General features: G+C 42.6%; 18 protein-coding genes. 10 read left to right on the top strand and 8 right to left on the bottom strand.

Features of this window, described 5'->3' with window-relative positions:
• Positions 1-184: 184 nt before the first annotated feature.
• Both trxA and dnaE read right to left on the bottom strand, forming a co-directional pair.
• Positions 185-505: a thioredoxin gene (gene trxA / locus ABD772_RS10530; RefSeq protein WP_345103715.1), complete on the bottom strand. Its 321-nt coding sequence runs from the start codon at positions 503-505 to the stop codon at positions 185-187.
• A gap of 607 nt (positions 506-1112) precedes the next feature.
• Positions 1113-4697: a DNA polymerase III subunit alpha gene (dnaE, locus tag ABD772_RS10525; protein WP_345103712.1), complete on the bottom strand. Its 3585-nt coding sequence runs from the start codon at positions 4695-4697 to the stop codon at positions 1113-1115.
• A gap of 226 nt (positions 4698-4923) precedes the next feature.
• Between dnaE and ABD772_RS10520 the strand changes: the two genes are divergently transcribed.
• Complete coding sequence (locus ABD772_RS10520; protein ID WP_345103709.1) at positions 4924-10083, top strand: translocation/assembly module TamB domain-containing protein; 5160 nt, start codon at positions 4924-4926, stop codon at positions 10081-10083.
• Positions 10084-10085: 2 nt separating this feature from the next.
• Entirely contained in the window at positions 10086-12386 is a 2301-nt protein-coding gene (gene tamL, locus ABD772_RS10515; RefSeq protein WP_345103706.1) for a translocation and assembly module lipoprotein TamL, read from the top strand.
• A gap of 126 nt (positions 12387-12512) precedes the next feature.
• Here tamL and ABD772_RS10510 read toward each other — a convergent pair whose 3' ends face one another.
• From ABD772_RS10510 to gyrB, 4 genes are all read right to left on the bottom strand, one after another.
• The gene (locus tag ABD772_RS10510; RefSeq protein WP_345103703.1) at positions 12513-13235 is read right to left on the bottom strand and encodes a hypothetical protein; all 723 of its coding nucleotides are present in this window, start codon (positions 13233-13235) and stop codon (positions 12513-12515) included.
• A gap of 105 nt (positions 13236-13340) precedes the next feature.
• The gene (locus tag ABD772_RS10505; protein WP_345103700.1) at positions 13341-13919 is read right to left on the bottom strand and encodes a hypothetical protein; all 579 of its coding nucleotides are present in this window, start codon (positions 13917-13919) and stop codon (positions 13341-13343) included.
• Positions 13916-14254 carry a PadR family transcriptional regulator gene (locus ABD772_RS10500; RefSeq protein ID WP_345103697.1) on the bottom strand — a complete coding sequence of 113 codons (339 nt, stop codon included), beginning with the start codon at positions 14252-14254 and terminating at the stop codon, positions 13916-13918. Before ABD772_RS10500 ends, ABD772_RS10505 begins: the two co-directional genes overlap by 4 nt.
• A gap of 153 nt (positions 14255-14407) precedes the next feature.
• Positions 14408-16366: a DNA topoisomerase (ATP-hydrolyzing) subunit B gene (gyrB, locus tag ABD772_RS10495; protein WP_345103694.1), complete on the bottom strand. Its 1959-nt coding sequence runs from the start codon at positions 16364-16366 to the stop codon at positions 14408-14410.
• Between the two features lie 276 nt (positions 16367-16642).
• Between gyrB and ABD772_RS10490 the strand changes: the two genes are divergently transcribed.
• A complete protein-coding gene (locus ABD772_RS10490) occupies positions 16643-17239 on the top strand; it encodes an OmpH/Skp family outer membrane protein (RefSeq protein WP_345103691.1) in 597 nt (198 codons plus the stop codon).
• Between the two features lie 108 nt (positions 17240-17347).
• On the top strand, positions 17348-17821 hold the full coding sequence (locus tag ABD772_RS10485; protein WP_345103688.1) for a nucleoside deaminase: 474 nt from the start codon (positions 17348-17350) through the stop codon (positions 17819-17821).
• An 81-nt stretch (positions 17822-17902) separates the two neighbouring features.
• Here the strand turns inward: ABD772_RS10485 and ABD772_RS10480 are convergent, their stop codons facing one another.
• Positions 17903-18310 carry an RNA-binding S4 domain-containing protein gene (locus ABD772_RS10480; RefSeq protein WP_345103685.1) on the bottom strand — a complete coding sequence of 136 codons (408 nt, stop codon included), beginning with the start codon at positions 18308-18310 and terminating at the stop codon, positions 17903-17905.
• Between the two features lie 164 nt (positions 18311-18474).
• Between ABD772_RS10480 and ABD772_RS10475 the strand changes: the two genes are divergently transcribed.
• The 6 genes from ABD772_RS10475 to miaA all read left to right on the top strand — a co-directional run bounded on the left by ABD772_RS10475 (position 18475) and on the right by miaA (position 24385).
• Positions 18475-19290 carry a 2,3,4,5-tetrahydropyridine-2,6-dicarboxylate N-succinyltransferase gene (locus ABD772_RS10475; protein WP_345103682.1) on the top strand — a complete coding sequence of 272 codons (816 nt, stop codon included), beginning with the start codon at positions 18475-18477 and terminating at the stop codon, positions 19288-19290.
• Positions 19291-19393: 103 nt separating this feature from the next.
• Positions 19394-20377 (top strand): glycosyltransferase family 9 protein, encoded by a 984-nt coding sequence (locus ABD772_RS10470; RefSeq protein ID WP_345103679.1) that lies wholly within the window; start codon positions 19394-19396, stop codon positions 20375-20377.
• Entirely contained in the window at positions 20370-20936 is a 567-nt protein-coding gene (locus ABD772_RS10465; RefSeq protein ID WP_345103677.1) for an L-threonylcarbamoyladenylate synthase, read from the top strand. Before ABD772_RS10470 ends, ABD772_RS10465 begins: the two co-directional genes overlap by 8 nt.
• A gap of 282 nt (positions 20937-21218) precedes the next feature.
• Complete coding sequence (locus tag ABD772_RS10460; RefSeq protein ID WP_345103675.1) at positions 21219-22637, top strand: CCA tRNA nucleotidyltransferase; 1419 nt, start codon at positions 21219-21221, stop codon at positions 22635-22637.
• A 37-nt stretch (positions 22638-22674) separates the two neighbouring features.
• Entirely contained in the window at positions 22675-23325 is a 651-nt protein-coding gene (locus ABD772_RS10455; protein WP_345103673.1) for an IS1096 element passenger TnpR family protein, read from the top strand.
• 142 nt (positions 23326-23467) lie between these two features.
• Positions 23468-24385 (top strand): tRNA (adenosine(37)-N6)-dimethylallyltransferase MiaA, encoded by a 918-nt coding sequence (gene miaA / locus ABD772_RS10450; protein WP_345103670.1) that lies wholly within the window; start codon positions 23468-23470, stop codon positions 24383-24385.
• Here miaA and rfbA read toward each other — a convergent pair.
• Entirely contained in the window at positions 24365-25228 is an 864-nt protein-coding gene (gene rfbA / locus ABD772_RS10445) for a glucose-1-phosphate thymidylyltransferase RfbA (protein ID WP_345103667.1), read from the bottom strand. The genes miaA and rfbA overlap by 21 nt on opposite strands.
• Positions 25229-25233: the final 5 nt, after the last annotated feature.

Raw genomic sequence — 25233 nt, 5'->3', positions numbered from 1 at the left:
TCTACCTGTTGCACAACCTGCAACTTAAAGGCAAGACTGTAATCGCGCTGACTGCGCCTGATAACTCGTTTTAAGTGTTTCTTCATAATAAGTCAACTTGGATGTCAACTTATTTCAGGACGGGACAAAGTGCATAAAAAAAGCGTTACAAATTGTAACGCTTTTTATGCTAAATGTATCCTGATTAAGCTATTTGCTTATCTAATTTACCTGCCAATACAGATTTTGGTACGGCGCCGATTTGTTTGTCAACAATCTCGCCATTTTTAAAATATAACAAGGCAGGGATGTTGCGGATACCATATTTTACAGAGATGCCGGGATTGTTATCAACGTTAACTTTACCTACAACTGCTGTATCTGCGTATTCTTTCGATATTTCTTCAACTACCGGACCAACCATGCGACAAGGGCCACACCATTCTGCCCAGAAGTCAACTAATACTGGTTTATCTGATTTTAGCACAAGCTCTTCAAAGTTTGCGTCTGTAATTTCTAAAGCCATGATTTTTTTAAATTTTATTGTTCAACAAATATGAGTATTCAAATTACTTGCCACAAGCACATACCTGACAAACTGACAAAGAAATTACTAACAATAGGGCATTTATACACTTTGATGATGAAGTGGCAGAGAATCTGAACTTGTTATCTCCAGGCGTAATAAGCGCTCTTATAATGTTCACATATCGCCATCTTCAATAATCCGCCCTAATAAATAAGGCAGAAGCGAAGAAGATAATGATCTTATCTAATTCTTCAGCGGTTCCAAACCTTCCGATAGGAATTTGTGAGGTCATGCCGCTACCCATTTGGCTTAATTGCTCTCACTTGAAGAAGATCAAATTATCACCCGAACAGTATATCCCGAAGTTCCCCACGTGCAGGATATACCTTCTCTGAATGCGGCTTAGCTATGACAGCCATATTAAAGTCGCTTGAAAGTTTGGGGTAATAATTTTATGAAAAATGATAGTATTTAGGTTGCCGATAAATATCTGGTAGCGGCACATAATTAACAACCATGTCATTCAAGCATAGCGAGAATCTTATATGCATTACGGCTCGTGTAGATTCCCCCCCGGCCGCGGGAAATGGCAAGTGTCAAAATATCAATTTAGTATAGGCGCCGCATTGGTCAAGTTAAAAATATCTGCCATCAGATCATCGCTTGGATTTACTTTAAATGCTTTTGAATGCATATCCACATTCATTCCATCAGTCCCTATTCTGAATCTTAGCGTACAATTGCGCATTGGATATTTCTGGCTATTAGTGTCTACGATCTCCTGAATACCAGCCATGAATTGATCATTCACGGCGTCCAGGTCAAGGTTTACGGTGATTGATTTTGTTAGTTTATCACGCATTTCCGTCAGCAAACACATGGTGCTGATACGCAAATCCCAGTTGTCTTTTTGGCGGAACTTTTCTTCTATATTTCCTTTAATGTGCAGGAAATAACCAGTCACTATCAGGTTTTTAAACTTGATATAATCCTCGCCAAATAACGCAAACTCATAAGATTCATTATAATCTTCCAACACAAAAGTGCCAAAAGGCTTACCGGTCTTGGTCATTTTATGCTGCGCGTTAGCAACCAGGCCGCCAATGGCTATCTCGCCCCGTTTGCGTAGTTGGGCAAAGGCAGTCATCACATCTTCTCCACCTTCGCCCGAGCGGGCTTTCTGCATGATCTTTAGTTCGCTTATTACGGTATTGCAGTAACGGTCTAACTCCAATTTATAATTATCCAGCGGGTGACCGGTCAGGTAAATACCTATAACCTCTTTCTCGTACTTTAATTTTTCAATTAGTGGCCATTCCTCTGCTTCAGGCATGGCAGGTTCTGGTATATACGATGCCACCGAGCCACCAAATAACGACGATTGGCTGCTGTTTTGTGTATTCTGATAATCATTAGCATATTTGATCAGCCGCTCAACGCCTGTCATCTGCACAGTTTCTGATTTAGCGAAGAATTGCGACCGGTTCAATCCGAAACAATCAAAAGCACCGCCGTAAACCAAATTTTCGTAAGCCTTACGGTTTACGTTACGCGTGTTTGATCTTTGTGCAAAATCATATACCGTTTTGTAAGGGCCGCGTTCAATCCGCTCTTCAATAATGCTCTCAACCGCTTTTTCGCCTACGCCTTTAACGCCCGTCAGGCCAAAACGTATCACCCCGCTTTTATTAGCGGTAAAGGCCATATAACTCTCGTTGATATCCGGACCTAAAACTTCAATACCCATACGGCGACATTCTTCCATGAAAAAGGTGATCTTTTCCATACTGTTCTGGTTATTTAAAACCGCTGCCATATACTCGGCCGGATAATGTGCCTTTAGATAAGCTGTTTGATAAGCTACAAAGGCATAACACGTAGAGTGCGATTTATTGAACGCATACTGAGCAAATGCTTTCCAATCGTTCCATATTTTGGTGAGCTTGTCTTTAGGGTGGCCTTTCGCCATGGCGCCGTCCATAAACTGAGCCTCCATTTTGTTTAGCACCTCAATTTGTTTTTTACCCATCGCCTTCCGCAAAACGTCGGCGTCGCCTTTACTAAAGCCAGCCAGTTTTTGCGATAGAAGCATCACCTGTTCCTGATATACAGTAATACCGTAGGTTTCGCCCAGGTATTCCTCCATATCCGGCAAGTCGAAGGTTATGGGTTCGCGGCCATGTTTACGGTTGATGAAGTTAGGGATGTACTCTATCGGCCCCGGACGATACAGGGCATTCATGGCAATCAAATCCTCAAATTTATCCGGTTTCAAATCGCGCAGATACATTTGCATACCATCACTTTCAAACTGAAATGTACCGTTGGTATCGCCGCGTTGGTAAAGTTCAAAAGTTTCCTGGTCGTCCAGCGGGATATAATCAATATCTATTTCAACCCCATGATTTTGTTTGATGAGCCGCAAAGCATCTTTTAAAATGGTCAGGGTTTTCAAGCCCAAAAAGTCCATCTTGATCACACCTGCGTCCTCAATTACTCGTCCATCATATTGGGTCACCAGCAGGTCTGAATCTTTAGCAGTAGCAACCGGGACAATGTCTGTCAAATCGTAAGGCGCAATGATGATACCTGCGGCGTGCACACCAGTATTACGTACTGAGCCTTCCAGTTTTTCGGCCTCACGAAGTACGATACCTTTTAAATCGTTTGATTTGTAGATTGCATCTAGCTCGGGCACCTGCTCAATAGCTTGCTTTAAGTTAATGCCAAGTGTTTCGGGTACCAATTTCTTTAAAGCAGCCACGTCAGACAGTGGCATATCCAACACGCGGCCCACATCCTGTATACTGGTACGGGCAGCCATCGAACCATATGTAATGATCTGCGCTACCTGGTTCTTGCCGTATTTATCAACTACATAATCAATAACCCGCTGACGGCCCGAATCGTCAAAGTCCGTATCAATATCGGGCATCGACTTACGGTCGGGGTTCAGGAACCTCTCGAACAGCAGATTATATTTTATAGGGTCGATATTGGTGATACCGATGCAATAAGCCACCACAGATCCTGCTGCCGAACCGCGACCAGGGCCAATGAACACCCCCATATCCCGACCGGCTTTTATGAAATCGGCTACTATAAGGAAGTACCCTGCAAAACCCATAGTGCGGATGGTGAATAACTCAAAGTTGATACGTTCTTCAATATCCGCAGTTAAATCGGTGTAACGCTGCCGTGCACCCTCAAACGTAAGATGCTTCAGGTACTCCCATTGGTTTAGCGTGTCCGCATCTGGAGTAAGGTCGCTATGGATTTTAAATTCTTCGGGAATAACGAAGTTCGGCAGTAAAATATCACGCTTTAATTTCAGGGTTTCTACCTTGTCGACAATTTCGTTGGTATTATCAAGCGACTCAGGCAGATCATGAAATAGCTGGCCCATCTCGGCCTGCGTTTTAAAGTAAAACTGATCATTCGGAAAACCAAAGCGATAGCCCTTTCCGCCTTCTTCATCGGTAGCTATCGGCGTGCTTTGCATGTCGCCGGTATTAACACATAATAAGATATCATGCGCATTTGAGTCCTGCTGATCCACATAATGCGAATCGTTAGAACAGATCACCTTTACATTATATTTTTTGGCGTATTGAAGCAATACATTGTTAATGATCTCCTGCTCCGGAATTTCATGACGTTGAAGTTCGATGTAGTAATCTTCTCCAAACAGGTCAAGCCACCATTTAAATTCGGCTTCGGCCTCTTCAGGGGTACCCTTTAATATTGTTTGCGGCACAGATGCTCCTATACAGCAGGTGGTAGCAATAAGTCCTTTGTGATGCTTTAATATCAGTTCTTTATCAATACGCGGCCATTTACTATAAAGGCCCTCCATATACCCGTAAGAGCACAGCTTTACCAGGTTTTTATAACCTTCCGGATTTTTAGCCAGGAACAGTTGATGCCGGCGTACATCTTTTTTCTCTTTAGTAAACTGCTTTCTGTGTCTGTCTTCAACCACATAAAACTCGCAACCTACAATAGGTTTAACATTGTGCTTACCCGCCTCGGCCACAAACTTAAACACGCCAAACATATTACCATGATCAGTAATAGCCAAAGCTTTCATCCCATCCGCGGCGGCCTTTTTATATAGCTTCGATATATCGGCAGCCCCGTCAAGTAATGAAAATTGCGTATGTACGTGTAAGTGCGAAAATTCGGGCATCGTCTATTCCTGTCTCTGTTTTGTATGAATACAAATTTATCAAAAAACAAGTTGGTATGTCAGGTTGTTGAAAAGTAGGCCAGCTCCTCCTGAATCCTCCCCGGCAGGGAGGATTTTTAAATAAACGCAAGGAACTTCCCCCTTCCGGGGGAAGATTTAAGGGAGCTAGCATACAATTTGTTTATAAATTACACATTGCCATTTAACCTTTGAAAAACTTATAAAATTGGGACGATTTGGACGTATAGCTTTAAAAACTATTCTTTGGATAATTGCAAGTGTCATCTTTCTGGTGTTGCTTGTAGTCATTTTAATACAGGTACCTGCCGTGCAAAATTTTGCAAAGGACAAGGCGGTCACTTTTTTACAAAATAAAATTCATACTAAAGTGGAGATAGGCCATATAAGCCTGGGCCTGCCTAAATTACTTGTACTAACCGATGTTTACTTTGAAGATCAAAAGAAAGACACCCTGATAGCCGGCGATAAGCTGAAAGTTGATATCAGCATGTTACAATTGCTGCACCATAAGGTTGAGATCAACGAGATCAATCTACAGGGCATCACCGCTAATGTCTACCGCAACAAAGACAGCGTTTTCAATTTCGATTATATTATTAAAGCCTTTGCCGGCGGGCAAAAAAAAGAGGTTAAGCCTGTAGACACTACCTCGACAATGAAATTTTCGATGAATAAGATCATTCTTGATCGTATTAACATTAAATATAAAGATCTGACTACCGGTAACGATGTCAAATTTATCCTGGATCATTTTGATACCCGTATCAAGGATTTTGATATGGATAAGATGAAATTCAACATCCCTAAAATCAACCTGTCCGGTGTAAACGCGCAGATCATTCAAACCCCTGTAGGATCTTCTATTGCACAGGCAGCTAAAATTGACACCACGACGGCTAAGCCTTTAGATATGGAACTAAGCTTGGGTACAATCGATGTGTCAAAGATCTATGTGGTTTATCGCAGCAGCGAAATGGATGCCAACGTAAACCTGAATAAGTTTTTGGTAGAGATGGACAAGATCGATCTTAAAAACCAAAAGGTAGGCATAAAGAGTATAGAACTAAGCGATACCAAAGCAGCTTTAAAACTGGCTAAACCAAAAACAGTTGCCAAAGCAGTGATAAAGATTGTTAAAAAACTGGATACCATCGCAGCTAATCCGCAGAACACCAGGGGTTGGTCGGCAACTTTAGGTAAAATTATTTTTGCTAATGATGATATACAATTTAATAATGAGGCGCAGGCTCCGGTAGTTAAGGGATTGGATTTCGGTCACATGCACATTCGTAATTTAAATGCTGATGCTGAAAATATCGCTTACAGCCCCGATGCGATTTCAGGCAATATCAACTCATTTACTTTTAATGATAAAAGTGGACTGACAATAAACAGATTTCATACTAAGTTTTTCTATGGGCCGAAAAATGCTTATCTAAACGACCTGCTGGTTGAAACGCCGAACTCAGTTATTCAAAAACAAGTACAGGTTAGCTACCCTTCGTTGGACGCCATTTCGAAAAACATTGGATCATTGCATATAAATGCTAATGTAGACGGCACGAGGATAAGCTTAAAAGACGTATTGCTATTGATGCCGACTATGGCTAGTATGGAACCTTTTAAACATTCGCCAAACTCTGTATTCAGGATTGATGGCAAGGTTGAGGGTCAGGTGAATAATCTGAATATTCCAGAACTGGAAATACGCGGTTTAAGCAACACACACATCAAGGCATCGGCCAGGTTAAAAGGGCTGCCTGACATGAATAAAGCTTACTTCGATGTAAATCTGGCCGATTTCAATACCAGCGCTGCCGACATAGCCAAGCTGGCTCCTGCGGGTAGCATCCCGTCAAATGTCAGCATTCCGGCTAGCATGAACCTTAAAGGCAACTTTAAAGGTAACATGTTCAACTTTAACACCAAACTTAACCTGCGCTCAACTTACGGTGCTATGGACCTGGTTGCGTCTTTAAAAAATGGCAACCATAAAAACCACGCTACTTATGCCGCGAATATTAAAGCCAACCACCTAAATGTGGGCGCACTTACCAAGCAACCTAAAATGGTGGGCATGGTAACCATGTCGGCTAATGTGAAAGGCGTCAGTTTGGACCCTAAAAAAGCTAATTTAAAGTTTAATGGCATTGTGGCCCAAGCTTATGTTAAAGGCTATAACTACAGGAATCTGGTATTAAAAGGCACCGCCACAAATGGCACCTATACTGTAGTGTCTACCATGAAAGACCCGAACATTAACTTCAAGCTGGATGCTAAGGCCAACATGAACAAAAAATACCCCTCGGTTAAAGCGAACCTGATGCTGGATAGCCTGAATTTACAAGCCCTGCACTTCAGCACTACGCCAATGCGCGTTCATATGAAATTAGTAGCCGACGTACCAACTGCCGACCCGGATTATTTGAATGCAGATATTAAGGTAAACGATCTGTTAATTGTTAACAAAGATCAACGCATCCGCATGGACTCAATCAGCCTGACATCAAGAGCTACAGCTGACAGTAGTGCGTTACGATTAAAAACGCCTTTCCTGAACGCCCGCATGAGCGGTAAATATAAACTCACCCAGGTTGGCGATGCCATGCAGGATATGATCAACAAATATTTTGATACCAGCCTGGGCTCCGCTAAGCCAAAAACCAAACCGACATATTCACCGCAGCAATTTACGTTTGCGCTGCGTGTGGTAAAAACACCGCTGGTTAATCAGTTTATGCCAACGCTTAAACAGTTGGACCCAATCAATATTACCGGTCGTTTTAACAGTACTACCGGCGAGTTCATCGTGAATGGCTCAATGCTTAGAATTGTTTATGGCACCAATGTCATCAGCAATGGTAAGCTGAATATTAACACCAATAACAATGCCCTTAACTATAGCCTGACCCTCGACGAAGTGAAAATGTCATCTTCATTAGACCTGCTTTTCCCAAGCATTACGGGCAGTGCGCAAAATAATAAATTGAACATCAGCCTACAGGTGCGCGACGCTACACGTAAGGAGCGTTACCGTCTTGCCGGAGTATTTAGCGCTTTACCGAACGAATATCAGTTTAGCTTCCTGCAAAATGGGGTGATGTTCAATTATATCCCCTGGACAGTCAATGCTGATAACTCGCTTCAATTTGGCAGCAAAGGTATTTTGGCGCACAATTTCAGCCTCACCAACAGTAACCAGATACTGAGTGTCAACAGCACATCAAACGAATACAACTCGCCAATAAAAGTCAGCTTCCGCGATTTCCATATTGAGACATTAACCCGTATGGCGCAACAGGACTCTTTACAAGTTGGTGGTGTTATTAACGGCGACGCCAACATCAGCGATTTCCAGAAATCAATGAAGTTTACTACAGCCCTAAACATTAATGATTTTAGCTTTAAAGGCGACACCGTAGGTAACATCGCTCTAAACGTAAACAACCAAACCGCAGATGCTTATACTGCCAAAATGAGTATAACCGGCAAAGGTAACCAGGTTGATTTGCAAGGAGTTTATTATACCAGTCCTGCAAGTAAATTTAGCCTCGACCTAAATATCGTGAAGTTAAACGTGAAAAGTATTGAAGGCTTTAGCTTCGGTGCGATCCGTAATGCAAGCGGTACCATTACCGGTGATCTGCGGATAACGGGGACGACGGCTGCTCCGGTAGTTCGGGGCGACGTCAACTTTAACAAAGTGGGCTTTAATGTAAGTATGCTTAATTCTTACTTTACAATGCCTAAAGAGACCATTACATTTAACGAGGACGGCATACTATTCAGGGACTTTACTTTAGTTGATTCCACCGGTAATAAGGCTGTTGTTACCGGTACTCTGTACACCAAAACCTTTACCGATTTTAAATTTGGCCTTGACATTAATGCCAGCAACTTCAGGGTAGTTAACTCGACCGCTGCAGATAATAAACTGTTTTATGGTAAACTTTACATCGATACCAAAATGCAGATACGGGGCACACAAAACGAGCCGAGGGTGGATGTTAATTTAACCGTTAACGACAAAACCGATATGACCTTTGTGCTTCCTCAAACCGACCCCGGCATTGAGGACAGAAAAGGTGTGGTTGAGGTGATCAATGAAAATGCGCCTAAGCTCGATTCAATCATGATGGCGCGAAAGCTTGACTCACTTAAACAAAGCAGTTTAAATGGCATGGATATTAACGCCACTATAACTATAAATAAGGCCGCCAAGTTCGCTGTTGTAATAGATGAACGAAATGGCGACGTAGTGCACTTGCAGGGCGAGGGCAGATTAAACGGCGGCATTGATCCAAGCGGTAAAATTAGCTTAACGGGCACCTATACTGTTGAAGATGGTTCATACAATCTGGCTTATGCTACTGTAAAACGTACATTCAATTTCAAAAAAGGCAGCTACATTACCTGGACCGGCGACCCAACCATGGCCGACATAAACCTTACCGCAATTTATGTGGCTAACGTACCTCCTATTGATCTGGTAAATCAGCAGAATGATGGCAGTACCAGTTCAACTATGCTTAAGCAAAAGCTGCCGTTCAATGTATTGCTGAACTTGAAAAATCAATTGCTCAAGCCCGACATCAGCTTTGATATTGTGTTACCAGAGGATAATTACACAGTATCGCCTGATGTTATCTCAACAGTAAATACAAGGCTGTCACAGATACGCCAGGACCCTAACGAAATGAACAAACAGGTATTGGGCGTCCTGGTGCTGGGTCATTTTATTGGCGATAACCCGCTGCAAAGTCAGGGTGGCGGCACAAGTGTTAATGGCGCCATTCGAAATAGCGTAAGCGAGCTGTTGTCAGATCAGCTGAATAAACTAGCAGGTAACCTAATCGGCGGCGTACAATTAAGTTTCGACTTAACATCTGGCGCCGACTACTCGACCGGTGTTCAACAAAACCGTACTGATCTGAACGTTGGATTATCTAAGAAATTCTTGAATGACAGGCTAACCGTTACCATTGGCAACAACTTTAACCTGGAAGGTCAAAATCAACCCGGACAAAAAACTACCGACATAGCCGGCAACTTATCTGTTAACTATAAATTGACACAGGATGGCCGTTATATGATACGGGCATACCGTAAAGATGAATTTATTGTGGTTGAAGGCCAGGTGATTGAAACCGGTATAGGTTTTTCATTGACCTATGAGTATAATCGCTTTAAAGAGTTATTCCGTAAAAAATCACCTCGCGATAAACAGATGATTAAAGAATACAGGAAAAAGAAAAGGGAGGAAAGGAAAGAAAAGAAAGCTGCTGATAAACAGCATGATGAAAATGTAGCGCCTGTAACACAGCCGGCTGACAAACCTGCCGAACAAAAAGAAACCTCAAGCTAACCATGACAAAATTTAAATATATACTTATTGTTTTTTTTGCTGTTTTAATGAGCTCTTGCAGTACTACAAAATACCTGCAGCCAGGGCAGAAGCTTTATACCGGCGGTGAAGTAAAGATCACCGATAAACAAAATTCAAAAAAGAGTGACATAGGCCCAATAAAAACAGACCTAACCTCATTATTACGCCCTGCCCCAAACAGCACTATTCTGGGTTTACGTTACAAGCTGTGGATATACTTTAAAACCCGCACCAACAAAGTAAGAGGCCTCAAACATTATTTAAATACGCACTTTGGCGAGCCGCCGGTATTGGCAGGTTCGGTTGATCTGGTAAAAAATAGCAGCATATTACAAAACAGGTTGCAAAACAAAGGTTACTTTTTGGCCCAGGTAAGCGGCGACACCGTTAGCAAAAAAGGATCAAAAGTGGCAAAGGCGGTTTATACGGTACAAACTGGTCCGTCTTATCATTATCGTCAAATTACTTTCCCCACCGGTAATGATGACCTGGATACAGCGGTTGCAGGTACAGCTGGCAAAAGCTTGTTAAAGGTGGGCGACCGTTTTGATCTGGACGTGATTAAAAATGAACGCATCCGCATAGACGCCAGATTGAAAGAAGAAGGATTCTTTTATTTTTCGCCCGAGAATCTGATCATGCGATATGACAGCACCAAAGCTAACCACACGGTAGATATGTTCGTCCATATTAAAGAAACCACACCCGACCAGGCCCGCTGGATCTACAGCATTCGTAATATTTATGTATACCCTAAATATTCGTTGAGAGATACTTCGTTAAAATTGGATTCGGCGCAACGCTATGCCTGGTATAACGTCATCGACCCTAAGAAAACCGTGCGTCCGTTCATCTTTAAAAACACCATATTACTGCATCCTAATGATATTTATAACCGCACTGCGCATAACAATAGTCTGAATCGTTTTATTGAGTTGGGGCCGTTTAGTTTTGTAAAAAACCGGTTCGAGGACGTGACACCCGACTCGCCCAAACTAGATATTTATTACTTCCTGACCCAAGCCAAACGGAAGTCGCTCACCGCCGAGATCATCGCCCGTCAAACATCAGCCAATTACGACGGTACACAGTTTAATCTGACATTCCGTAACAGAAATGCTTTCAAGGGCGGCGAGTTATTCTCAGTAAATTTCTTTACCAGTACCGACAAACAATTTGGCAGTTATAACAATGGTTTTAATGTATTCCAATTCGGTGTCGAGCCGTCTCTTACCTGGCCGCGTATAGTTGGCCCGGTGGATATCAAAACCAATGATGCTTATATTCCGAAAACTATCCTGACTACCGGCTATACACTTATAGACCGAACTAAACTATATAAGTTAAACTCATTTAATGCAGCATTCGGCTATCAATGGAAACCCAATTTACATAAGCAGCATGCGCTTAACCTGATTGAGCTTTCGTATGTCGACGCAGCCAATGTGAGTCAGCTGTATCAGGATAGTATCCGCAAAACGCGCAACCCTACGCTGACACACGTCATTAATAACCAGCTTACTTTTGGGCCAAGCTATTCATTTACATTTGATAACTCGACCGAAGTGTTCAGGAAAAACAGTATTTACTACAAGGGTAAAGTAAGTTTGTCAGGCAATTTACTTGGTATTGTACTCGGAGCAGATACGCTTGCAGGTAAAGCAAAAAAAATATTCGGCACCCCTTTTAACCAATACATCAAGGTAGAAAACGACTTGCGATATTTCCACAAAATATCGCAGAGTACTAAATTGGCTACCCGCTTTTTGGTTGATGTTGGTTTACCTTATGGCAACTCGACTATCTTGCCATACAGCCAGCAATTTTTTATTGGCGGACCAAACAGTTTACGCGGTTTTCAGGCCAGGTCAATTGGTCCGGGCTCTTACTACCCGGCTGCTTCTGTTACCAATGGCACCCAATTCTTGCCTGATGAATCGGGCGATATTAAGCTGGAAGCCAATGTCGAATTGCGTCAAAAACTATTCAGTATTGTAGAAGGTGCTTTATTTACCGATGCCGGTAACATCTGGTTGATGAGAAGTCATTATGGCCTTCCGGGTGCGGCATTTAGTAAACACTTCCTGAACGAGATAGCGGTTGATGCAGGCTTTGGCTTGCGCTTTAACCTTTCTGTATTAATATTACGGACAGACTTTGGTTTCCCGCTCATTAAACCGGTATCGTCCAATACAGGCGTTATCGACGGCGTAGATTATACCGGCTCGGGTTGGCACGGCTCAAAAATGGTGTTTAACCTGGCCATCGGCTATCCATTCTGATTTTAATGAATGATTGTTGAATGAGTGATTAGTGAACATTATCTGGCCGTAACACCTGTTTTGAATTCGCTTTTGAGCAGATTAATCGCACAGCCAGCTTTTCTTTGGCATTTATATTCATAAAGTTTAAGCCTTGATCATATTAGATTTAAACTCGCGTTGATATAACTTAATCACCGCTATAAAATGCAGAATCATCCAGGTTAATAGGCCGACCGAAATTAAACCACCCATAACAAACCAAACGTCAAACGGCTTTGGGCGATGCATCAGATCAAATGTCTCTTGAGGGATTTTTAATATCCACTCAATAATTCGCTTTGTCCAATTTATTATGCAACCTATAGCCCATATAAATACGGTTACCCTAAAGGTAATATGTGTAGATATTTCATCTTTTAATGAAGCTTTTTTATAGCCACGCTGAATGTAGGCAACAACCTTTCGAAATAAATAAAGTAAAACGGGTATAATAAAGAAGAATACATTAATTATAATAAGATATATGACCGGGAACCTGAGAATTAACAAAGCCGATGAAATAATTATTAAACCGGTAAACAATATAAACTTTGCACTCAGCCAGGCCCTCATCTGCCCTGTATATTGTTTTACAATATCCCGATTGGCGGCACGCCTGCAGTTTTGTTCCAGTTCATACAAGCCATTGTCGCTACCGAAGTCATTCGTTATGATCCTGGCTATCGCGCTTTCAAAAAACTGTGGCCGCGGCATATCTTCCAAAGCCAGTAAAATATGGTCGTAAACTTCTTCAAAGGTTTCGCGATATTGCATAATCTGGTACAGGTAATCATGCAACCATTGCTTTTCTTCAGGTGTGGGTGTCATTAGTTATAATGTGTAAGATTTAGGTTGCGTATTGAAAATTCTTCTTGTTGGCAAATAGCTTATAAACGGCAATACTATGTGCTGTCATTACTAAAAATAAGATAGTCAATACCATATTAGGAATATCGCGAAACAAATAAATCGAATATATTTTGTGCAATAAGAGATTTGGAAACTGTAAAAAATAGGCCCTGTAAAACCTAACATGGTTTGCCTGAAAGGTATTATGCATGTCCATAGCTTCTGCTTTAAATATCGCTTTCTAAAAAGATACAAGAGTAAAGCAATACCAAATACCGTCATCGGCATTTTATCAATGATTGAACGTGCGCTTTGCTGATTCAGCCATCCTGCACAAATCGAATAATAAAACAGATAAGTGCAGGCCGCTAAAGGCAATGTGAGTATTGAGGTTAGCAACTTAAGTAAGTTGTCAAAATACTCTATAATAAACTCCCGGATACCAAACCAAATGCGTTGTTTTTCTAATGATTTTAATCCTTTTGGGCCACCCAACTCATTTTCTATGATATGATGAATTGAATTTCTAAAATCAGAACCATTAGGTAAAGCCTCAAGCGACGAAAGAATATGATCGTAAGCCTCGTCATAAGTGTCTTTATATTTTACAAAACGACGCAATATCTGCCCGATCAATTCTTCTTGACTTGTTGTTGGTTTCATTTCACAGCCGGTTTAAGGTTTAGCAGATTTTGCAATTGCTCTATAAAAGCCTGCGCCTCGTTTAGCTTGTTGCTTACCTGTTTACCACCCGCATCAGTAAGGCGATAGTACTTTCGTACGCGGTTGTCAACCACTTGAGTAAATGTCTCCAAAAAACCATCGGCTTCCAGCTTATGCAGGGCGGGATATAGCGCGCCCTCAGTCAGTAACACATCTCCGCCCGATACCTCTTTTACTTTTTGAGTTATCTCATAACCATACATCTCGGTATTGTCCTCTAACAATTTTAAGATAATGGTTTGTAATGAGCCTTTTAAAAACGGGTTTGCATTCATAGAATCAAATATATAATTATTTATATACATAAGAAAATTATGTATATAATTTAAAAAGCTTAAGGTTTCCAGCTACCGAACTATACCACATACAAAAAAACCGCTCTAATGGAGCGGCTTAATATTTTATATTCTGAAACTAAATACGATATCTTATATATCTATCTTGGCGTACTTGGCGTTTTTCTCGATAAACGCTCTGCGTGGGGCAACTTCATCGCCCATTAGCATGGAGAAGGTATGATCGCACTCGGCAGCGTTTTCTATTGTAGCTTGTTTTAGGGTACGGGTAGCAGGGTTCATCGTGGTTTCCCATAATTGCTCGGCGTTCATCTCACCTAAACCTTTGTAGCGCTGTACATGCACGCTATCTTCTTTACCGGCTCCTTTTAAACGTTGGATAGCAGCATCGCGCTGGTCATCGTTCCAGCAGTATTCAAACTCTTTACCCTTCTTAACCTGGTAAAGTGGTGGCGATGCAATATAAACGTAACCTGCTTCAACCAGCTCTTTCATATAACGGAAAAAGAAAGTCAGGATCAACGTAGTAATGTGCGAACCATCCACGTCAGCATCCGTCATGATCACAACTTTGTGGTACCGAAGCTTGCTGGTATTTAATGCTTTATCATCTTCAGGAGTACCGCGGCTTACGCCGAGACCGGTAAAAATATTCTTAATCTCCTCATTCTCATAGATCTTATGCTCCATAGCTTTCTCTACGTTAAGGATCTTACCTCTTAACGGCAGAATAGCCTGAAACTCGCGGTTACGCCCTTGTTTGGCGGTACCACCCGCCGAGTCACCTTCGACAAGGTATAATTCGCATAATGCAGGGTCGCTGTTGGCGCAATCCGCAAGCTTACCCGGCAAACCTGAACCGCTCATTACACTTTTGCGCTGTACCAGCTCGCGGGCTTTACGTGCAGCAGCACGGGCTGTTGCCGCCAATACCACTTTATTAACAATCATGCGGGCCTCTTTAGGATGCTCTTCCAGGTAGTTACCTAAAATTTCGCCTACAGCCATATCAACCGCACCCATTACCTCGTTATTACCAAGCTTACCTTTGGTCTGGCCTTCAAACTGCGGCTCCTGTACTTTAACAGAAACAACAGCAGTTAAGCCTTCGCGGAAATCGTCACCGGTAATTTCAACTTTTAAGTTTTTTAATAAGCCTTCTTTATCCGCATAGCTCTTCAGTGTACGGGTCAAACCTCTGCGAAAACCAGCTACGTGCGTGCCACCCTCGATAGTGTTGATGTTATTTACGTAGGAGAAAACGTTCTCTGAGTAGGTGTCGTTGTATTGTAAAGCCAGCTCAACCGGTATACCTTGTTTAATACCGTCGACATAAATTGGCTCGGGGATGATAGCTGTACGGGTGCCATCCAGAAATTTAACAAACTCGCTCAAACCACCTTCAGAATAAAATTCTTCTGATAAGAATGACCCGTCTTCATTGGGTTCGCGCTCGTCTGTTAGAGTAAGGCGGATACCTTTATTCAAGTAAGCCAGCTCGCGTAAACGGGCGGCTAAGGTGTCAAATTTATATTCGGTAGTCAGCTGGAATATCTCCGGGTCAGGCTGAAAAGTCTGTGTAGTACCGGTACGCTCTGATTTGCCAATTTCTTTAACCTCAAATAGCGGTTTACCTTGTGCATATTCTTGTGTAAAGATCTTACCTTCGCGCTCAACAACCGTTTTCATGTGGGTTGATAGTGCGTTAACGCAACTTACCCCTACACCGTGCAAACCACCAGATACCTTGTAAGTGTCTTTGTCGAATTTACCACCGGCGTGCAAAACGGTCATTACAATTTGTAGCGCCGATACCTTTTCTTTAGTAGTAATACCTGTCGGGATACCACGGCCGTTGTCTACAACGGTAATTGAGTTGCCTTTATGGATGGTAACATTTATAGTGTCGCAATAACCAGCCAGGGCCTCATCGATAGAGTTATCGACAACCTCATACACCAGGTGATGCAGACCCTTTACGCCTGTATCGCCAATGTACATGGACGGGCGTTTACGTACCGCCTCTAATCCCTCTAAAACCTGTATATTATCTGCAGAGTAATTCGATTTATCTATATTTTCTTCGCTCATATCTTGGTTAAAACAACAATGTTCTCCCATACGGAGTTTAACAAACAAAAATACGCATTTTGCCGCACATAACTATCATTGTTGATAAAATGCCCCCTTGTTAAATACTTCGCCGGTTGCTTTAAAATCCTGCCCAAATATTAAGTTTTTGTCGATGCTGATCCGCAGGTTTAAATGGATTAGGATACTTAATCTGAAAGATTATATTTGTGAAAATTTTATCAAGAATAAAAACGCCGTAAGGCGTCGACAGATTATCAAAACAAACACAATTAAATGAAAACCCCAGGTTCTATCGTTACAAAGATCACTTTAGGTTTAGCAATTGCTGCAGGCGTTGTTGCCTGCAATAACAACAAACCGGCCGCTGCGCTTGCTACTGCAAACAGCATTACTACCTCAGACAAAGGCACTACGGTATATATAAACTCTGACACCTTGCTGGCTCAATACAACTATGCCAAAGACATGCAGGATCGCCTAAGCATCAAGGGCAAAGCCGCACAATCTGAAGTAGCTTCAAAAGGCCAGGCTTTACAACGTGAAATTGCCGACTACCAAAAAGTTGCTGCAACATTGCCTGCTGATAAACGCCAGGAAACGGAACAACGTTTACAGCGCGAGCAACAAGAATACCAACAATTTCAACAAAATGCCGGTGTTGAATTCCAAAAATTTCAAAGCGACGAGACTAACAAATTATACCAAAAAACTGCCGATTTTGCCAAAGCTTATGCTAAAGAACATGGCTACAAACTGGTGTTAACTTATTCGAAAACTGCTCCGGGCGTCTTGTATGTTGACCCAAGCCTTGATGTTACTGCCGACGTGGTAAAGCAATTGAACGACGCTTACACTAAAGACAAAAAATAAATTGGTCTGAAGGTTTGCAGATATGCAAATGTGCAGATATTTTTAATTTAGATATAAAACCTCAGCCTTGTGTTGGGGTTTTTCTTTTAATATGACTTGTTGAAAGAAATGAATATTCACGAAAAATTTATGCGGTTGGCTATTGACCTCTCTGAAAACAGTGTAATACAAGGGCAAGGCGGCCCCTTTGGTGCTGTTATAGTAAAAGACGGTGAAGTGATAGCCGGCAGTGCCAACATGGTAGTGCCTAATAATGACCCCACGGCACATGCAGAGGTATCTGCCATACGCCTGGCTTGTCAGAAACTAAATACTTTTAATCTGACCGGCTGCGAGATTTATACCAGTTGCGAACCCTGCCCCATGTGCCTGGGTGCCATCTATTGGGCGCGCATTGATAAAATATACTATGCTAATACAAAAGCCGACGCCGCCAACATCGGCTTTGACGATAAGTTTATTTATGATGAGCTTGATTTACATATGGAAGAGCGTAAGCTGCCCGTTGTGCAGCTAATGCGCAATGAAGCACTAAATGCGTTCAGGCTCTGGGTACAGAATGAGAAGAAGACGGAGTATTAGTCATCCCCCTGAAATCCCCCCGGTAGGGAGACTTTGTACTCTATCTTTCAAAAGTCCTACCTATCGGCTTTGGGTGGAAGCTTACTCGCTATCCTCCTTCTCAAAATAGTCGCCTTTCAAATCGTCAATCTCACGACGGTCACGCTTGGTTGGGCGGCCGGTACCACGGTCGCGTTTAAGTATTGGAGCATGAAACATGGATTTGAAGCCGGGCGTCTGCTCTACCGGTGTAATATCTTCATAAAAAGCTACAGCGGTTTTAGCGTCAGTGCGGCTTTCCAGCAGTCCGGTTACCCGTATAGTTTTTTTATCCGGCCCCTTAGACACCTGGTATACTTCGCCTAACTTAACCTCATGAGAAGGTTTGATATTATTGCCGTCCAGTTTTACGCGACCAGCCTTACAAGCGTCCGCAGCCAATGTACGGGTCTTGAACAGGCGTATTGACCACAGGTATTTATCAATTCTTAGTTTCTCTTTTTCAGCCATAATTGCAGACTTCAAATTTAAGAAACTTGCTTTAAGGTTATAACTTGATTCACTTAAAACCAATATTTGATCTTGCTTGTACAGATTTGTTTCTGCCGTCAGATCAACAATTTCTAAACATTTCTCCTTAAAATTCCTTTAATTTGTCGAAAGTTTAAATACCGATGCAAGATCTTAAAAAATTAATTGAAGCTGCCTGGGAAGACAGAAACCTATTACAATTCAAAGACTATATTGATGCCATTGAAACCATTATTCAACGACTGGACAAGGGCGAAATTCGCGTTGCCGAACCAATTGGCCACCGTTGGCATAATAATGAGTGGATAAAGAAAGCAGTAATACTATATTTTCCAACTCGTGCCATGGAAGAGATTAAAGCCGGCCCATTTATGTTTCATGATAAAATGAAACTAAAAACCGACTATAAAAAAACAGGTGTGCGTGTAGTGCCTGGAGCAAGCGCCCGTTATGGTGCTTACCTGGCAAAAGGCGTAATTATGATGCCTAGTTATGTAAATATTGGCGCTTATGTTGACGAAGGCACTATGGTTGATACCTGGGCCACCGTAGGTTCATGTGCGCAGATTGGTAAAAACGTACACCTGAGCGGTGGTGTTGGTATCGGGGGGGTGTTAGAGCCGGTTCAGGCGGCGCCGGTTATTATTGAAGATAACTGCTTCCTGGGTTCAAGAGCCATCGTGGTTGAGGGCATACACGTTGAAAGTGAAGTTGTATTGGGTGCTAACGTAGTGTTAACTGCATCAACCAAAATTATTGACGTTACCGGTAGCACCCCGGTTGAGTATAAAGGCCGCGTACCTGCCCGCTCGGTAGTTATTCCGGGGTCATACACGAAGAAATTCCCTGCCGGTGATTACCAGGTGCCTTGCGCCCTGATCATTGGCCAGCGCAAAGAATCGACAGATAAAAAGACCTCGCTGAATGATGCCTTGCGGGACAATAACGTCGCCGTTTAGAAATTAGTGATTGGAGATCAGAGATTAGTCGAAATTTTCATCAAAACTAATCTCTGATTTTTCCGGTTAATAACTAATCTCTGGTCACTAATCTCTAAAGCCTATGAAGATTCTGATAAGATTGCCTAACTGGCTTGGTGATGTAGTTATGAGTACAGCTTTCATCGGCGCCGTGAAGCAGTTTTACCCCACTGCGCAGGTTGATGTTATCATTAAAAAAGAGTTGAGCTCAATTGCTTCCCTGATACCGGGCTTAAACAACATCTACTCCTTTTCAAAAGACGAATACAAGGGGCTCGGTGGTGTTTATCGTTTTGGGAAAACGTTACGTGCGCAGAATTATGATATGTTTTTCACCCTGCCCGACTCGCTTTCGGCAGCTGTAATGGGCAAAGCAACAGGTGCTAAACAACGCATAGGATACAGCAAAGAAGGCGGTTTCTTTCTGCTTACCAGAACCTGCAAGCGCCCGGCAAACGTGCACAGGGTTGATGAATACCTGTCAATTTTAGAACAACTAAATGAGATGCCGGTTACAGGCCGCAAGGTGGCGTTGAATGCTACCGAAATAAAAGCCAACAACCTGGTACTGGTTAATTTCAACTCAGAAGCCGAATCACGGCGAATGCCGTTGGATAAAGCTCGCGAGTTGTTGAATTTGCTAACGCATATCTTCCCCGAACATAAGTTTGGCATTATTGGCGGGCCAAAGGATATCATTTATGTCGAAGAGCTACTGCAAAATACGCATAGCCCTAATCGCATTGAAAATTACACCGGCAAAACCACATTGTATACACTTGCCAACTTAATTGCCAGTGCCAGGGTTTTATTAAGTACCGACTCGGGGCCTGCGCATCTTGGTAATGCCTTAGGCATACCTGTTATAGCCCTATTTGGTGCAGGTAATGAACAGAATACAGCACCTTATAATAAATCGCATTTAACGGTGCTGCGCTCGGGCCGGTTAGAATGCGAGCCTTGTGTACGTAACGAATGCAAACTATACGGCATACCCAAGTGTATGCAATTACTAGACGACGCACGAATTGTTAATGCCTTAAGCCTATATTTAAAACATGTTTAAAGAAGAAATAGCCAAAGCTTTAAAAATTATACAGGATGGCGGTATCATATTGTACCCTACCGATACTATTTGGGGTGTAGGCTGCGATGCCACCAATACCGAAGCTGTACAAAAGATCTATAAACTAAAACAACGCGCAGAAAGTAAAAGTATGATCATTTTGCTGGATACCGATGCCAAGTTGCCGAGCTACATCAAAGAAGTGCCCGAGCTGGCCTATAATCTAATTGAGTATGCCGAAAACCCGTTGACATTAGTAATGCCGGGTGCCCGGAACATCTCGCCCGCATTGATCGCTGCCGACGGTAGTGTAGGTATCCGTGTAGTAAAACATCCGTTTTGCGAGGGATTGATACAGCGTTTACGCAAGCCGTTAGTGTCTACCTCGGCCAATATCAGCGGTAAGCCTTCACCGCAATACTTTTCTCAGATTGACCAGGAGATCATCGACGGCGTTGATTATGTGGTAGATATCGATCAGCACAGCATGGAAATCAAAACGCCATCGACCATTATGCGCCTGGAGGCTGACGGGAAGTTTGAGTTTTTGAGGAGATAGCAAGTGATCCACGCGAGAATGTATATCATTTTGGATCAGTTGGATCACCTTCGGCTGTTAACTAATTAAAAATCAATAACTTAACTTTAACAACGTTGCAAAGTGGATCACTTTGGATCACTTTTTATGACTTATAAGTATTTTTTTGGATCACCTGTTTTTTTGGATTGACGGTCTGTTTAGTCTCACTAAAACTCCGATAACAGCTAATCTCTGATCTTAATCTCTAATCTCTAACCCAAAATCCGTAATTTTGGCACATCTCCTGCGGGAAGCACGTACATGAAAAAGCACCTTCAACATCCGGTTTTTAAAACGCTGTCGGCCGTTGCCGGCGAGAAGAACCTGGCGGTTTATGCCATAGGCGGCTTTGTGCGCGATATTTTCCTGGAACGGCCGTCGAAAGATATCGATATTGTTATTATTGGCAATGGCATTGCATTTGCCGAGGCTGTTGCCCAGAAGCTGAAGGTAAAACTTGCTGTTTATAAAAACTTTGGCACAGCCTCTTTAAGATACCATGATCTGGAAATAGAGTTTGTTGGTGCCCGTAAGGAATCGTATCGGTCAAACTCCCGCAAACCTATCGTAGAAAACGGCACGCTGGAAGATGATCAGAAACGCCGCGACTTTACCATCAATGCGCTGGCGATCTCCCTGCACCCCGATACTTATGGTGAGCTGATCGATCCATTCAATGGCATCAGGGACCTGGAGCAAAAACTGATCAGAACACCGCTCAACCCCATCGAAACTTTTTCTGATGATCCGCTGCGGATGATGCGGGCTATAAGGTTTGCCTCGCAGCTGAACTTTAAGATCGATGAGCTCGCTATCGAGGCCATTAAGAACAACGTCGACCGCATCAGTATCGTTTCGCAGGAGCGTACCACCGATGAGTTGAATAAGATCATCTTATCTAAAAAGCCATCCATCGGTTTTAATTATTTATTTGATACGGGCCTGCTGCATAAAATCTTCCCGCAGATGACAGCGTTATATGGCGTGGACTATATTGACGGGCGCGGACACAAAGACAACTTTTACCATACCCTGCAGGTACTGGATAATATTTGCGAAACTACCGATGACCTCTGGCTGCGCTGGTCCGCTATTTTACATGACATTGCCAAACCTGCCACCAAACGCTTTGAACCTGGCCACGGCTGGACTTTCCATGGTCACGAGGACAAAGGCGCTCGCATGGTGCCCAAGATATTTGCGCAGTTAAAGTTACCGCTCAATGAAAAAATGAAGCAGGTGCAGAAACTGGTAATGCTGCATTTAAGGCCTATTGTACTGTCACAATCTATCGTTACCGACTCGGCAGTACGTCGCCTGCTTTTTGAGGCGGGCGATGACATTGAAGGGTTGATGTTGTTGTGTAAAGCAGACGTTACCACCAAAAACGAGTACAAGGTTAAGAAGTATCGCAACAATTTTGAGCTGGTTCAGCAAAAATTAAAAGACGTTGAGGAACGCGATCAAATCCGCAATTGGCAGCCGCCTGTTACCGGTACTGATATTATGGAATTATTTGGCATTAAAGAGGGACGAGAGGTGGGAATCATTAAAAACAAAATACGCGAAGCTATACTTGAGGGCGACATCCAGAATGCGCGCGAAGAAGCGATTGCCTACACAATTAAGGTTGGCGAAGAAATTGGCTTAAAAGTTGTGGCAAACTCAAACACAAATTAAAATATTACTTTTACCTAAAAATCTACTACACTACACAATGGCACTATACAGGTTTAGAGTTACTTTTGAAGATTACGACGATGTGAGCCGTGAAATCGACATTAAATCGACTCAGACATTTGAAGACCTTCACCGCGCGATACACCAGTCAACGGGCTATAACCCCGAATATCCTTCATCATTTTACGTTAGTAATGATCAATGGATAAAAGGCGAAGAAGTAACTTATTTGCCAAACCAAAGACGAATTGACCGCGGCATTGCCCTTATGGACAAAGTAAAGTTAAGCAGTCGTATCGACGATCCGCATCAAAAATTCTATTATACCTTTAACTTCGACCGCCCGTTTGATTTTCATATTGAACTAATGAAAATTATCCTGGACGAGACACCGGGTGTAACTTATCCTGCTATCATCAAATCAACAGGTGATGCACCGAGACAATTTGTTACCGTGGCCGATGCTGCTACCGCAGCTACTGTAGAAGATAGCGGCGATTTTGACTTCCTGAATGAAATGGGCATGAACCATGATGATACCGAGGATTTTTCTGAAGTTGATGAGACGGGCGAAGCTGTTTCAGACAGCCATGACGATGAGGAGGAAGAGGAAGACGAATTCGGCAGCGAGTTTTCTGACGACGAAAACTACGAGGACGAAAGATCGTCTTCGCATGACGATTATTAATATACTTTACTAAGTCATGCCGAACTCGTTTCGGCATTCCATCATAAAAGAAACGAGCTTATGCTTAGCGTGTGGGATGCTGAAACAAGTTCAGCATGACGTTCATTTTTTTGGATATTAATGTTAACCATCATCTAAGCCAGTGAACCATCAATCTCCAAAAACACTCATCGTCATAGCCGGACCTACAGCGTCGGGTAAAACGGCGGCGGCTATAAGCTTAGCTCAGCATTATAAAACGGTTATTCTATCGGCCGATTCAAGGCAGTTTTACCGGGAAATGTCTATCGGCACAGCCAAACCCAGCTGGATCGAACTGGCAGCAGCTAAGCACTATTTTATCGACTCGCACTCTATAACGGACAACTTTTCGGTAGGCGATTTTGAAAAGCAGGCTTTAGCTTTATTAGACGAGCAATTTAAGGTTCATGATGTAATTATAACAGTAGGAGGATCTGGATTATATATCAAGGCTTTGGTCGACGGTTTTGATGATATTCCGCAAGCAAACCCTGAAATCAGGGAACGGCTAAATAAGGAACTTACCTTAAAAGGCATTGAGCCCTTAAAAAAGAAACTAAAAGAGGTTGACCCGGATTACTATGACGAGGTTGATTTGAATAACCCGCAACGTATTATCCGTGCGCTTGAGGTGCATAAAGCAAGCGGCAAACCATTCTCATCTTACCGCAAAGCCGGTGTTAATAAACGCCCGTTCAACATCCTGAAAATTGCATTAGATATGCCACGAGAGGTCCTGTATCATCGCATCAACCAGCGGGTTGACGTAATGCTGGAACAGGGTTTAGTCGCCGAAGCCCGGTCGCTTATCTTTCACCGCCATCTGAATGCATTAAATACGGTGGGCTACAGCGAATTATTTGATCATTTTGATAATAAGATCAGTTTAGAAAAAGCCATAGATCAGATCAAGCAAAACACCCGGCATTTTGCCAAGCGCCAGCTAACCTGGTTCAGGAAAGATAATAATATACACTGGCTCAAACCTGAGGACATCCGCCCTGATGTTATTGAACGTTTATTGTTTGATCAGGCGTAACAGGTATTGGCCGTAGCCACTTTTAATATATTTCTGGGAGATATCATGTAATTGCTGCTTAGTAATAAAGCCCATTCGGTATGCCACCTCCTCAATACAGCCTATCTTAGTATCCTGACGCTTTTCTATTACGCGCACAAACTCGCTGGCGTCGCTTAACGAATCAAAAGTACCGGTATCCAACCAGGCCGTACCTCGGTCCATCACCCCTACCTTTAAAGTACCATTAGCAAGATAGTGCTTGTTAACATCTGTAATTTCATATTCGCCCCTGAGTGACGGTTGCAGATTGGCGGCTATATCAACAACCTTATTATCATAAAAATAAAGTCCCGGAACGGCATAGTTTGATTTTGGCTGAGCTGGTTTTTCCTCGATAGATATAGCCTTAAAATTGTCGTCAAACTCAACCACGCCGTAGCGCTCCGGATCAGCAACCGGATACGCAAATACGGCCGCACCTTCAACATTATTAAAGCTTTGTATCAGTTTACTGAAACCACTGCCATAAAAGATATTATCGCCTAAAACCAGTGCTACCTTGTCATTACCTATAAACTCTTTGCCGATGACAAAAGCCTGAGCCAGCCCGTTAGGCACTGCCTGAACTGCATACCGAAAATTACAACCCAGCTCTTTACCATCGCCCAGCAAACGTTTAAAGCTTTCATTATCTTCGGGAGTGGTAATGATCAGGACATCTTTGATCCCCGCAAGCATCAATACTGAAAGCGGATAATAAATCATCGGCTTATCATAAATAGGCATTAACTGCTTACTGATTGCCCTTGTTATAGGATAAAGGCGGGTACCTGAACCACCCGCTAATATGATACCTTTCATGTGAG

Source organism: Mucilaginibacter panaciglaebae (genome assembly GCF_039539265.1).
In the GTDB taxonomy this organism is placed as follows: Bacteria; Bacteroidota; Bacteroidia; order Sphingobacteriales; family Sphingobacteriaceae; genus Mucilaginibacter; species Mucilaginibacter panaciglaebae.
The sequence above is the reverse complement of the archived record's forward strand: the minus strand, read 5'-3'. Positions and strand labels throughout refer to the sequence as shown.